The organism is Pantoea sp. SYBGC1 (assembly GCF_057197005.1).
Map to the genome: position 1 here is coordinate 43926 of NZ_JBXUNM010000012.1, position 12673 is coordinate 56598.

A 12673-nucleotide genomic window follows, 5' to 3' on the forward strand; every position below is an offset into this window, starting at 1 on the left:
TTGTTATCGTTGCTGATTTTGCGCAGACTGCTGCGCATTACGTTTGTTCTGGTCTGCCACCAGGCGATAGAAAGTCTCGCCGGGTTTAATCATACCCAGCTCGCTGCGTGCGCGCTCCTCAATCGCCTCTGAACCGCCATTGAGATCGTCAATTTCGGCAAACAGCTGATCGTTTCGCGCTTTGAGTTTGGCGTTATTCGCCTGTTGTGACACCACGTCTTCGCTGACGCGTGTGTAATCATGGATACCGTTCTTGCCCAGCCACAGGGAATATTGCAACCATCCCAGTAGCGCGAGCAGCAGTAACGTCAGTTTTCCCATCCCCGCCCCCTGAAAAACGGCCCAATCATCCCATAACTTGAGTCCGGACTCCACTGCGGCAGCGAAAATGGCGCGTAAGCAGATTTATCCGGATTATTTATAGCAGGCGGGCACGAAAAACAGCAGGCAAACTTTTGTAACCAGCGGATGCGTTTGCACATCTCTGCGCTTACCATCCGGACAGACAGGAGAACAGCAGCCAGAACAGGCAGATGACCAGCAGACTGGTCGCCAGGGCGCACCAGAAAAGGTGTCCACGCATTATCAGGCTCAGCGCGATGCCGGCCAGCACCGATACCGGCAGCAGCGCGAGGAAAAAAGGCCAGGTATAGAGAAAAAAGAACAGCGTACTGGAGCCATAGAGCAGAAAGGGGATGGCCAGCGCGCACCAGTAGGCAAAAAAGCCAATGACGCCGCCCGGTAATGAGGAGCGCGGCTCTTCAGGCAAGCTGTCGTCTTTGCGTGCGAGCATGGGAGTGACGTTCTGCATAGAGATCCTGTTGACGCTAAAATGCGGCAAACCCGGAGAAGGCGTTTGCCGCGTCGGTTCAGGATCTGATGATATCGCGGTGGCGCAGCAGGTCTAACAATTGGGCCGCGAGTTTTGTAACCAATTGTTCGCCATCCAGCGTGATATCAGCGGCTTCGGGCGCCTCATACGCGCTGTCGATACCGGTAAAATTGCGCAGTTCACCGGCGCGCGCTTTTTTATATAACCCTTTCGGATCGCGCGCTTCACACACCGCCAGCGGTGTATCGACAAAGACCTCGATAAACTCCCCCTCGCCCAGCAGATCGCGCACCGTCTGCCGCTCAGCCCGGTGCGGCGAGATGAAAGCGGTAAGCACCACCAGTCCGGCATCGACCATCAGTCGGGCCACTTCACCCACGCGCCGGATATTCTCCCGGCGATCGTCATCGCTGAAGCCGAGATCGCGGCACAGACCGTGGCGCACGTTGTCACCGTCCAGCAGGTAAGTGCTGACGCCAAGCTGATGCAGCGCCTGCTCCAGCGCACCTGCCACGGTGGATTTACCCGAGCCGGAGAGCCCGGTAAACCACAGCACTACGCCCTGATGACCATGCTGCTGCTCACGCGCCGCCCGGGTGACCGGATGGTCGTGCCACACCACGTTTTCATCATGCTGCGCCATTACGCACCGCCCAGCAGATCGCGCGCGTTCCAGTGCGGGAAGTGACGACGCACCAGCGCGTTTAGCTCCAGCTCAAAGGCGCTAAAGTTACCTGCGGTAGCAGGTGCTGCACTCTGCGGCTGATTAATCATACCGGCACCCACGGTGACGTTGCTCAGCCGGTCAATGAAAATCATGCCGCCGGTCACCGGGTTTTGCTGATAAGGATCCAGCACCATCGGTTCATCAAAAGTGATCTCCACCAGCCCGATACCGTTCAGCGGCAGGCTGTCAGCGGTGTGCGTTGCCAGGGTGTTAATTTCCACCTGATGCAGGATTTTTTCCACCCGGCCGCGCGCTTTTTTGCCCGCGATTTTGATTTCATAGCTCTGACCCGGCTGCAGCGGCTGCTCCGCCATCCAGACCACGTCAACCGTAGCAGACTGTACCGCCTGCAGTTCGGCATCGGCAGCAACCAGCAGGTCGCCGCGGCTGATATCGATCTCATCGTTCAGCACCAGCGTAATCGCCTCCCCCGCCGCGGCTTCCGGCAGATCACCATCGAAGGTCACGATACGTGCGATAGTGGACTCCACGCCAGAAGGCAGGACTTTTACCCGATCTCCCGGCCGTACTGTGCCGGACGCCAGCGTTCCGGCATAGCCGCGAAAGTCGAGATTAGGACGGTTAACATACTGTACCGGGAAACGCATGGGCTGGTGATCGACGACGCGCTTCAGCTCAACCGTTTCCAGTACGTCCAGCAGCGTCGGACCGCTATACCACGGCATAGTCGTGCTCGGGGTAGCGACATTGTCCCCTTCCAGCGCGGACATGGGTACAAAACGAATATCCAGATCGCCCGGCAGCTGAGCCGCGAAGTCGAGGTAATCCTGTTTGATCTGCTCAAATGTCTCCTGGCGATACTCCACCAGATCCATTTTGTTGATCGCCACCACCAGATGTTTGATGCCCAGCAGCGTTGAGATAAAGCTATGGCGCCGCGTCTGATCCAGTACGCCTTTGCGCGCGTCGATCAGCAGAATAGCCAGATCGCAGGTTGAGGCGCCGGTGGCCATATTGCGGGTGTACTGCTCGTGTCCCGGGGTATCCGCGATAATAAATTTGCGTTTTTCCGTCGAGAAGTAGCGATAGGCGACATCGATAGTGATGCCCTGCTCGCGCTCCGCCTGCAGGCCATCCACCAGCAGCGCCAGATCGAGTTTTTCACCCTGAGTACCGTGACGTTTGCTGTCGTTATGCAGAGAGGAGAGCTGATCTTCATAAATCTGTCGCGTATCGTGCAGCAGGCGGCCAATCAGGGTGCTCTTGCCATCATCTACGCTGCCGCAGGTCAGGAAACGCAGCAGGCTCTTATGTTGTTGCGCCGTCAGCCAGGCTTCTACGCCACCCTGCTCGGCAATCTGTTGTGCAATAACGGTATTCATCTGCGTCTCCTTAGAAATAACCCTGGCGTTTTTTCAGTTCCATCGAGCCCGCCTGGTCGCGGTCAATCATGCGTCCCTGGCGTTCGCTGGTGGTGGAGACCAGCATCTCTTCGATAATCTCCGGCAGCGTCTGCGCTTCAGACTCCACGGCGCCGGTCAGCGGCCAGCAGCCCAGCGTACGGAAACGCACCATGCGCTCGGTGATCTCTTCACCTGGCTGCAGGTTGATACGATCGTCATCGATCATCATCAGCATGCCGTCGCGCTCCAGTACCGGGCGCGGCGCGGCCAGGTAGAGCGGTACGATTTCGATGTTTTCCAGGAAGATGTATTGCCAGATATCGAGTTCGGTCCAGTTAGAGAGCGGAAAGACGCGAATGCTTTCGCCCTTGTTAATCTGGCCGTTGTAGTTGTGCCACAGCTCAGGGCGCTGATTTTTTGGATCCCAGCGATGAAAGCGATCGCGGAAAGAGTAGATGCGCTCTTTCGCGCGTGATTTCTCTTCATCACGGCGCGCGCCACCAAAGGCGGCATCAAAACCGTATTTGTTCAGCGCCTGCTTCAGCCCTTCTGTCTTCATAATATCGGTATGTTTGGCGCTGCCATGCACAAACGGGTTGATCCCCATTGCCACGCCTTCCGGATTACGATGCACCAGCAGCTCGGCGCCCATGTTTTTCACCGTACGGTCGCGAAACTCATACATTTCGCGGAATTTCCAGCCGGTATCAACGTGCAGCAGAGGAAACGGCAGCGTTCCCGGGAAGAATGCTTTACGCGCCAGATGAAGCATTACCGAGGAGTCTTTGCCGATGGAGTACATCATCACCGGATTGCTGAACTCGGCCGCCACCTCGCGGATGATATGGATACTCTCTGCTTCCAGCTGACGCAGATGAGTAAGACGATTTTGGTCCATAGTTTTTCCTCAAGCCAAATTGACAACGGCGGACTCGCGAGCCCCCTGCTGTGCAGAATGTTGAAACCAGGCTAATTGCCCGTGCAAGTTCACCACTTCGCCAATCACTAACAGCGCAGGCGTCGGCGCGGCGGCTGCCAGCACCTCAAGTTGATTCAGGGTTCCGGTCAGCACCTGCTGATCCTGACGCGTGCCGCGGCCAATCACCGCTACGGGCGTCAGCGGATCGCGGCCGTGGTCAATCAGACCGGCGGCAATTTCCGCTGCTTTTACGGTGCCCATATAGATAGCCAGCGTCTGGCGCGCACGCGCGAGGGATGGCCAGTCGATGCCATCGCCGTCGGCGCGGCAGTGGCCGGTAATAAACATCACGCTCTGCGCATAATCGCGGTGCGTCAGCGGAATACCGGCATAGGCGGTCGCGCCTGCGGCGGCAGTAATACCCGGCACCACCTGGAACGGAATGCCTGCCGCTTTAGCCGCCTGCAGCTCTTCGCCGCCGCGGCCAAAGATAAAGGGATCGCCGCCTTTCAGACGCACCACGCGCTTACCCTGCAGCGCCAGGGATACCAGCAGCTGGTTCGTCTCTTCCTGCGGCACCGAGTGGGCACCGGCGCGTTTTCCGACGCAGATACGATCGGCATCGCGCCGCACCAGATCCAGCACCTCATCACTGACCAGATGGTCATACAGCACCACATCAGCCAGCTGCATCACCTGCAGACCGCGCAGCGTCAGCAGACCGCTGTCGCCAGGCCCCGCGCCGACCAGCGCAATTTCACCCTGGTTATCGCTGATATGTTCCAGTTCGCAATCGAGCGTCTGACGCGCGGCGCTGACGTTGCCTGCCGCCATCTGACTGGCAAACAGGCCGTTAAAGGCGCGCTCCCAGAAGCGGCGGCGATCGGACATTTTGCGATAGCGCTGTTTGACTTTGTCGCGCCACTCTCCTGCCAGCGCGGCCATCTGACCCAGGTTTGCCGGCAGCAGCGCTTCGATTTTCTCCCGCAGCAGCCGCGCCAGTACCGGCGCGGTGCCGCTGGATGAGATCGCAACCACCAGCGGTGAGCGGTCAACAATAGAAGGGAAGATAAAGCTGCATTTAGGCTGGTCATCCACCACGTTAACCAGCTTGTGACGCGCGTTGGCGGCGTCAAATACCTGCGAATTAAGTGCGTTATCGTCGGTGGCGGCAATGACCAGAAATACGCCGTCAAGCTGAGCCGGCTCAAAACTGCGGGCTATCCACTCTACGGCCTGTTCTGCCTCCAGCGCCTGCAGTTCATGCCCCAGCTCGCGGGCGGCCACCAGGATGCGCGCGCCAGCCCGGCGCAGCAGTTCAATTTTACGGGCAGCGATTTCACCACCGCCGACAACCAGCACCGGACGCTGTCTGAGATCGGCAAAGAGGGGCAGATAATCCACGATAACCTTGCTAGTTTTACAATAAGTTATCGCGACTATACGTCGCGCTATTCCGCCAGATGAAATTACGATTTCGCATGAGTAGTTACCAAATGGAATATAGCACTGGCAAAGCTGATGCGTTTTTCTGCTTAAGAACTGATTTTATAACGCTTTTTTCAGGCAGCACGATTCCGGCTGCGGCCAGCCGGGCATCACTTTAGGAATTAACAGAGGTGCGTGAGAGAGAAACAAAAAAACAGGGCGAAAATTCGCCCTGTGGATGGTGGTCAGCCTTCGTGCAAACCGCACTCGCGCTTGAGGCCGAAGAAGCGCGTCTCTTCTTCTGCCATGCCCGGTTCCCATTTTCGCGTGGTATGGGTATCACCCACCGAGAGGTAGCCCTCATCCCACAGCGGGTGGTAGCTCAGACCGTGCTGTTTCAGGTACTGATGCACCTGCCGGTTATCCCAGTCGATAATGGGCAGGATCTTAAAGACACCGCGCTGTACCGCCAGCACCGGCAGGCTGGCACGGCTGCCTGACTGATCGCGCCGCAGTCCGGCAAACCAGGTCTGAGCACCCAGCGTGCTCAGCGCCCGGTTCATCGGTTCCACTTTATTGAGCTGGTTATACTGCTCAATGCCGTCCACCCCCTGCTCCCACAGTTTGCCGTAGCGCGCTTCCTGCCATGCGGGCGAGGTTTCCGCGCGGAAAATCTGCAGGTTAAGGTTGAGCTTTGCCGTTAACTCATCGATAAAGCGATAGGTTTCCGGGAACAGATAGCCGGTGTCAGTGAGGATCACCGGAATATCCGGCCGCTGCTGCGTCACCATATGCAGCAGCACCGCCGCCTGGATCCCAAAACTGGATGAGAGCACAAAGGCTCCCGGCAGCTGTTCCAGCGCCCAGCTGACGCGCGCTTCAGCAGAGAGTTTCTCCAGCTGCACGTTGCTTTCAGCCAGCGCCATAATACGGTCAACTTTGCTGCCGCTGTTGAGTACGGCGAGATCGGGCAGGGTCATACAGCCTCCGCGTCCCAGAAGTCACGAGCCGGATCCAGCACCGCTTTAACGATACCGGTGCGGATCGTGAAGTCACCAAAACCTTCACCGGCCTCGCGCTCGTTTGCCCAGCGCGCCACCAGTTCATCAATCGTGGCCAGAATTTCGCTCTCGGTGATATTTTCGCGATACATACGCGGAATGCGCGTACCCACGCGGTTCCCGCCGAGATGCAGGTTGTAGCGACCCGGCGCTTTGCCAACCAGCCCCAGCTCCGCCAGCAGCGCACGACCGCAGCCGTTCGGGCAGCCGGTTACGCGCAGAACGATATGCTCTTCGCCCACGCCGTGTCGATGCATGATCTCTTCGACTTTGGTGACAAAGGATGGCAGGAAGCGCTCCGCTTCTGCCATCGCCAGCGGACAGGTCGGAAACGCTACGCAGGCCATCGAGTTTTCACGCTGCGGCGTTACGCTCTCCATCAGGCCGTGCTCGCGGGCGATCGCTTCAATCTGCGCTTTCTGCGCCTCCGGCACCCCAGCCACAATCAGGTTCTGGTTAGCGGTGAGGCGGAAATCACCCTGGTGTACTCTGGCGATTTCAGCAATGCCGCTTTTCAGCGGACGGCCCGGGTAATCAAGCAGGCGGCCATTTTCGATAAACAGCGTCAGGTGCCACTTGTTGTCGATGCCTTTAACCCAGCCGATACGATCGCCGCGGGTGGTGAACTCATATGGACGCGCCGGCGCGAAAGTCAGACCGGCACGCTTTTCCACTTCCGCTTTAAACGTCTCAACGCCCACCCGCTCAAGGGTATATTTGGTTTTGGCGTTTTTGCGATCGGTACGATTACCCCAGTCGCGCTGCGTGGTCACTACCGCGGCCGCCACATCGAGGATCTTCTCCACCGGCAGGAAACCAAACTCACTGGCGGTACGGGCGTAGGTCGCTTTATTACCATGCTCGATAGAGAGGCCTCCCCCTACCAGCACATTGAAACCTATCAGCTTGCCGTGCTCAGCGATCGCAATGAAGTTAAGATCGTTAGCATGCAGATCGACATCATTGTGCGGCGGCACCACCACGGTGGTTTTAAACTTGCGCGGCAGATAGGTTTCGCCAAGAATCGGCTCTTTATCTGTGGTCGCAACTTTTTCCTTATCCCACCAGATCTCCGCATAAGCGCGGGTCTGCGGCAGCAGGTGCTCAGAGAGCTTTTTCGCCCACTCGTAAGCTTCCTGATGCAGCTCAGACTCCACCGGGTTTGAGGTGCAGAGTACGTTGCGGTTGACGTCATTGGCGGTCGCCAGCGCATCGAGTCCCACTTCATGCAGCATCTGATGCGTTGGCTTCACGTTCTTTTTCAGAATGCCGTGAAACTGAAACGTCTGCCGGTTAGTCAGGCGGATGCTGCCATAAAGCGTTTTTTCAGCGGCAAACTTATCAATCGCCAGCCACTGCGTCGGGGTAATGATGCCGCCCGGCAGACGGCAGCGCAGCATCATGGCGTGACGCGGCTCCAGCTTCTGCTCAGCGCGCTCGGCGCGAATATCGCGATCGTCCTGCTGATACATGCCGTGAAAGCGGATCAGCAGGAAGTTATCGCCGGTGAACCCACCGGTCAGGCCATCGTCGAGATCGTCTAAGATGGTGCCACGCAGATAGTTGCTCTCTTTTTTCAGACGCTCGGCGTCAGAAAGTTTACCTTCAACCACCAGCGGTCCAGGGTGTTTTTCGCTCATTAGTAAACGTCTCGCTGATAGCGGCGCTCAATGCGCAGCTCACTTAAAAATTCATCAGCCGTTTCACGATCCATGCCGCCGTGTTCGACCACCACATCCAGTAATGCCTGCTCTACATCTTTCGCCATGCGATTCGCATCGCCGCAAACGTAAAGGTGAGCGCCCTCTTCGATCCAGCGCCACACTTCTGCGCCTTTCGCCCGGATCTTATCCTGTACATAGACTTTCTCAGCCTGATCGCGCGACCAGGCGAGATCGATATTCGTCAGCAGCCCCTGCTTAACATACTTCTGCCACTCTACCTGATAGAGAAAATCTTCGGTGAAGTGCGGGTTGCCGAAAAACAGCCAGTTTTTACCTTCAGCGCCGTCATTGTCACGCTGCTGCATAAAGGCGCGGAACGGCGCAATGCCGGTGCCCGGACCAATCATAATTACCGGTGTATCCGGATTGGCCGGCAGGCGGAAGTTATCATTGTGTTCGATAAAGACGCGAATGGCGCCCTCTTCTTCCAGACGATCGGCAAGCCAGGTGGAAGCACCGCCGCCGCGCTGACGGCCATCGATTTCATACCGCACCGCGCCCACCGTAATATGCACCTCACTTTCGCTCTCCGCCTGGGAGGAGGCGATTGAGTAAAGGCGCGGCGTCAGCGGGCGCAGTAATCCTGTCAGCTGCTCAGCATTCAGTTCGGTGGGAGCCTGGCGCACCATATCCACAATCGGGAAGCTCTGGGCATAGCTCTGCAGCTTCTGCTTATCTTCCGTCAGCGCCAGCAGCGCCTCATTGCGCGACAGCGCAGCATAGCGCTCCACTATCTGCGGCGTGTTGACCGTGAGTTCAAACTGCGTCTGCAGCGCTTCAGCCAGCGGCAGCGTTTTGCCCTGCACCGTCACCTGCTCATCGCCTTTCAGCCACACCAGCTGCAGCAGCTCCTCTACCAGCTCTGCATCATTCTCATACCAGACGCCCAGCGCGTCACCCGGCTGATAACGCAGGCCGGAATCACCGAGATCGATCTCAATGTGACGCACATCTTTATCAGAGAGGCGGCCGGTGATTTTCTGATTCAGCGCAAAGCTGGCGGTGAGCGGCAGCTCTTTCGTATAAGGGCTGCTGTCAACCAGGTTGACGCTGCCGGCGCTGCTGGCTGCTATCTGCGCCGCAGGGGCGACCGGCACGCGCGCTTTCAGCAGATCGGTCAGCTGCAGGCGCCAGGCGCTGGCCAGCTCGCTATATTCAACGTCCGCATCGACGCGATCCAGCAGGCGCTCTGCGCCCAGCTCGGCCAGACGGCTATCGAAATCTTTGCCCGCCTGGCTGAAAAATTCGTAAGAGGTGTCGCCAAGACCAAACACGGCAAACGCCGCGCCATCCATTTTCGGTGCTTTCTTCGACAGCAGGAATTTATGCAGCGCAACCGCCTCTTCCGGTGGTTCCCCTTCGCCCTGGGTTGAGGTGACGATGACCAGCAGCTTTTCCTGGCCAATCTGCTTGAACTTATAGTCGCCGGCGTTAACCAGATTCACGTTCAGCTTCGCTGCCAGCAGATCATCTCGCAGCTGTTCTGCCAGGCGACGCGCGTTGCCGGTTTGCGAGGCTGAAATCAGCGTGACGCCCGGGATTTCCGCTGGCGGAGCAGCAGGTGTCGCCACCGCGCCAGGGGTCTGGTTGACCATGCCCCAGAAGTAGCCCGAAAGCCAGGCAAGCTGAGTCGTATTAAATTCCGTGGTCGCCGCCTGTAAGCGCGCAAGTTGCTCCGGAGAGAGCGGCAGCATGGAGCCTGGGGGTGCCTGAGTCGTCATCGCGTTAAAAATTCCAGTGTCAGAAGTCCGGACCGAGAAGCGGTGGAAGAGGAGGTAGGTTACCGAGCTGTATATTAACGATTAAATAAGGGTTCGACATATTAAATAACCAAAATGACTAAGCGGTTTTTCGGGTATCACTAACCGCCAAAAGTGGTAAATTATCCCTTTGTTAAATATGGGTTTTATCTCCAGACGCGGGAGCGGATAGCGTTAAATGCGCTTTTGCACCCTCACGGGTGCGAAAAATCTGCTTTTCAGGTAGACTTCAGCGGTTTTTCCGTCTGAGAGTCATTATGTCTACCACGCTGTTTAAAGAGTTCCAGTTTGAAGCGGCTCACCGCTTACCTCACGTGCCTGAAGGGCACAAATGCGGTCGTCTGCACGGCCACTCCTTTCTGGTGCGACTGGAAATAACCGGTGAAGTGGATGCGTATACCGGCTGGGTCATGGATTTTGCTGAACTGAAAGCGATTTTCAGTCCGCTTTATGAGCGACTGGATCATCACTACCTGAACGATATTCCGGGTCTGGAGAATCCCACCAGTGAAGTGCTGGCGAAATGGATCTGGGATGAGCTTAAGCCGGTACTGCCGGTGCTGAGCGCGGTTATGATCAAAGAGACCTGTACGGCAGGCTGCGTCTACCGCGGCTGACCAGTCCGGCCTCCTCCACGCTGCAGGCGCGCTGGCTGCCCTTCTCCATCCCAATTGCTTACTCATGTAGGTCTTTGGGGATGAACGCGGTTGCCGCCTTCCTGCAGCGTGGCACCACGGATCCGGTTCTCTGCAACGTTGTGATAGCTGTATGAATCTTCAGATAGCCCGTTACGACTGATTCATCTCTTTGTAACAATTCCGCTCTACGTTGTTGTCTCCTCTGTTAAAGATCAAGAGAATCAACAATGAACCTTGTGAAACACCTTTCTCTGCTTGCTTTTTTTATCTCTGCCTCTGCTGCCGTTCAGGCGCAAAACGTGCTTGATTTTCCCCAGCCGGAGAGTATGCCGGCGGAGTTTTATGCGGTGACAGAAATTCCGGCAGGCGGAACGATCAAATATGAAACCGATGCGAAAACCGGGTTTATCGTGGCTGACCGCTTTCAGTCTATGCCGGTCGCCTATCCGGCCAACTACGGTTCGCTGACGCAGTCGCTGGGTGGCGATAACGATCCGCTGGATGTAATTTTTTACGCCCGGGCGCCGTTACAGCCTGGTACTCTGATTAAGCTGCGTGCGATTGGCGTGCTAAAGATGATTGATGGCGGTGAGGTGGATGACAAGATTGTCGCCGTGCCCGCCAGCAAAATTGATCCAACCTATGATGATATTAAAGAGATAAGCGATCTGCCGCGAATCGAGCAGCAGCGGCTGGAAGCCTTTTTCCGGGTGTATAAACAGTTACCGGATGGCCGTAAGAAGGTCGAGCTTAACGGTTTTGAAGATGCCGCTAAGGCCAGAGCAGAGATTAAGCAGGCATTCGATGCGTATAAAGCGAAGCAGTAGCTGACGCGGGCGCCATGAATGGCGCACTTGCCGGTATTTGCCCAGGGGGCGCATTCATGCGCCCCTGGCCGATATGCAATTTCAACACGGGCGCCATGAATGGCGCCCCTACGGTAATATTTGATTCCTACCCGGGCGCCATAAATGGCGCCCCTACGGCAATATTCGATTTCAACACGGGCGCCATCAATGGCGCCCCTGCGGTAATATGCGATTCCAACACGGGCGCCATCAATGGCGCCCCTACGGTAATATTCGATTTCAACACGGGCGCCATGAATGGCGCCCCTACGGCAATATTCGATTTCAACACGGGCGCCATGAATGGCGCCCCTGCGGTAATATTCGATTTCCATCCGGGCGCCATCAATGGCGCCCCTGCGGTAATATTCGATTCATATCCGGGCGCCATGAATGGCGCACCTGCCGGTATTTGCGTAGGGGGCGCATTCATGCGCCCCTGGCCGATATGCAATTCCAACACGGGCGCCATCAATGGCGCCCCTACGGTTATATTCGATTTCACATCCGGGCGCCATGAATGGCGCACCTGCCGGTATTTGCGTAGGGGACGCATTCATGCGCCCCTGGCCGATATGCAATTTCAACACGGGCGCCATCAATGGCGCCCCTACGGCAATATTCGATTTCAACACGGGCGCCATGAATGGCGCGCCCTGCCGTTAATCAGGCGATATTCAGGTACTTGTGCGTCTGCATGGAGAGCCGCCAGTTACGGGCGATGCAGGTTTCAATACAGAGCCGGGTTGCGGCATCGCCGCGGCTGATTGGCTGCAGCGCCACAATACGCGGTTTATCGTCATGCAACTCCGCCAGCAGCTCATCAAGCGCCTCAACGTCACGCTCGCGCGCCACCGGATGCTTGATCTCATCCGCGCGCGTCAGCGCCTGCAGCAGCACATCGTAGCCTCCGCGCATATTCACCTTAGGTGAAACCGTAACCCAGGTTGCCGCAGAGCAGTGCACCTCATGGGTGCCGCTGGTCTCGATCTGACACTGGAACCCGTGCGCTTCCAGACCCTCCGTCAGCGGACGCAGGTCAAAAATTGCCGGTTCGCCGCCGGTGATCACCACGTGGCGCGCGCTCCAGCCCTGCCGGGCGATGGTCTCAATCAGCGTGGCCGCGTCTGCACTTCCCCAGGCATCGCTCTCCACGGTTTTTACCAGAATGTCACCCAGTGAGGTCTCCCGATCCGCGCGCTTCTCCCAGGTATGTTTGGTATCACACCAGCTGCATCCCACCGGACATCCCTGTAAGCGGATAAAGATGGCCGGCACGCCGGTATAAAACCCTTCGCCCTGCAGCGTCTGGAACATTTCGTTAATCGGGTAGAACATTTTTCACTCACGTCTCTCATTCGGGGCGCAGATT

Annotated in this window: 12 protein-coding genes; 2 read left to right on the forward strand and 10 right to left on the reverse strand. The window is 57.2% G+C overall.

What is annotated here, in order from left to right; all coding sequences use genetic code 11:
- Nucleotides 1–3: 3 nt before the first annotated feature.
- From ftsB to cysJ, 9 genes are all read right to left on the reverse strand, one after another.
- Nucleotides 4–321 carry a cell division protein FtsB gene (gene ftsB, locus AC2CF9_RS16350; protein WP_039379853.1) on the reverse strand — a complete coding sequence of 106 codons (318 nt, stop codon included), beginning with the start codon at nucleotides 319–321 and terminating at the stop codon, nucleotides 4–6.
- 169 nt (nucleotides 322–490) lie between these two features.
- Entirely contained in the window at nucleotides 491–811 is a 321-nt protein-coding gene (locus AC2CF9_RS16355) for a DUF3561 family protein (protein WP_150018630.1), read from the reverse strand.
- Between the two features lie 58 nt (nucleotides 812–869).
- On the reverse strand, nucleotides 870–1475 hold the full coding sequence (gene cysC, locus AC2CF9_RS16360) for an adenylyl-sulfate kinase (RefSeq protein ID WP_484557477.1): 606 nt from the start codon (nucleotides 1473–1475) through the stop codon (nucleotides 870–872).
- Nucleotides 1475–2902: a sulfate adenylyltransferase subunit CysN gene (cysN, locus tag AC2CF9_RS16365; protein WP_484557478.1), complete on the reverse strand. Its 1428-nt coding sequence runs from the start codon at nucleotides 2900–2902 to the stop codon at nucleotides 1475–1477. The genes cysC and cysN overlap by 1 nt, the downstream gene beginning before the upstream one ends.
- 10 nt (nucleotides 2903–2912) lie before the next feature.
- Nucleotides 2913–3821 carry a sulfate adenylyltransferase subunit CysD gene (gene cysD, locus AC2CF9_RS16370; protein ID WP_039379862.1) on the reverse strand — a complete coding sequence of 303 codons (909 nt, stop codon included), beginning with the start codon at nucleotides 3819–3821 and terminating at the stop codon, nucleotides 2913–2915.
- A 9-nt stretch (nucleotides 3822–3830) separates the two neighbouring features.
- Nucleotides 3831–5246, reverse strand: a complete 1416-nt coding sequence (gene cysG, locus AC2CF9_RS16375; protein ID WP_150018628.1) for a siroheme synthase CysG — start codon at nucleotides 5244–5246, stop codon at nucleotides 3831–3833.
- Between the two features lie 269 nt (nucleotides 5247–5515).
- Nucleotides 5516–6250 (reverse strand): phosphoadenylyl-sulfate reductase, encoded by a 735-nt coding sequence (locus AC2CF9_RS16380; RefSeq protein WP_039379866.1) that lies wholly within the window; start codon nucleotides 6248–6250, stop codon nucleotides 5516–5518.
- Nucleotides 6247–7971: an assimilatory sulfite reductase (NADPH) hemoprotein subunit gene (gene cysI, locus AC2CF9_RS16385; RefSeq protein WP_150018627.1), complete on the reverse strand. Its 1725-nt coding sequence runs from the start codon at nucleotides 7969–7971 to the stop codon at nucleotides 6247–6249. The genes AC2CF9_RS16380 and cysI overlap by 4 nt, the downstream gene beginning before the upstream one ends.
- Nucleotides 7971–9776 carry an NADPH-dependent assimilatory sulfite reductase flavoprotein subunit gene (cysJ, locus tag AC2CF9_RS16390; protein ID WP_484557479.1) on the reverse strand — a complete coding sequence of 602 codons (1806 nt, stop codon included), beginning with the start codon at nucleotides 9774–9776 and terminating at the stop codon, nucleotides 7971–7973. Before cysJ ends, cysI begins: the two co-directional genes overlap by 1 nt.
- Nucleotides 9777–10069: 293 nt before the next feature.
- Between cysJ and queD the strand changes: the two genes are divergently transcribed.
- Both queD and AC2CF9_RS16400 read left to right on the forward strand, forming a co-directional pair.
- The gene (queD, locus tag AC2CF9_RS16395; RefSeq protein WP_104085513.1) at nucleotides 10070–10432 is read left to right on the forward strand and encodes a 6-carboxytetrahydropterin synthase QueD; all 363 of its coding nucleotides are present in this window, start codon (nucleotides 10070–10072) and stop codon (nucleotides 10430–10432) included.
- A gap of 248 nt (nucleotides 10433–10680) precedes the next feature.
- The gene (locus AC2CF9_RS16400; protein WP_484557480.1) at nucleotides 10681–11280 is read left to right on the forward strand and encodes an inorganic diphosphatase; all 600 of its coding nucleotides are present in this window, start codon (nucleotides 10681–10683) and stop codon (nucleotides 11278–11280) included.
- 687 nt (nucleotides 11281–11967) lie between these two features.
- Here AC2CF9_RS16400 and queE read toward each other — a convergent pair.
- A complete protein-coding gene (gene queE, locus AC2CF9_RS16405) occupies nucleotides 11968–12639 on the reverse strand; it encodes a 7-carboxy-7-deazaguanine synthase QueE (protein WP_039379876.1) in 672 nt (223 codons plus the stop codon).
- Between the last annotated feature and the right edge of the window lie 34 nt (nucleotides 12640–12673).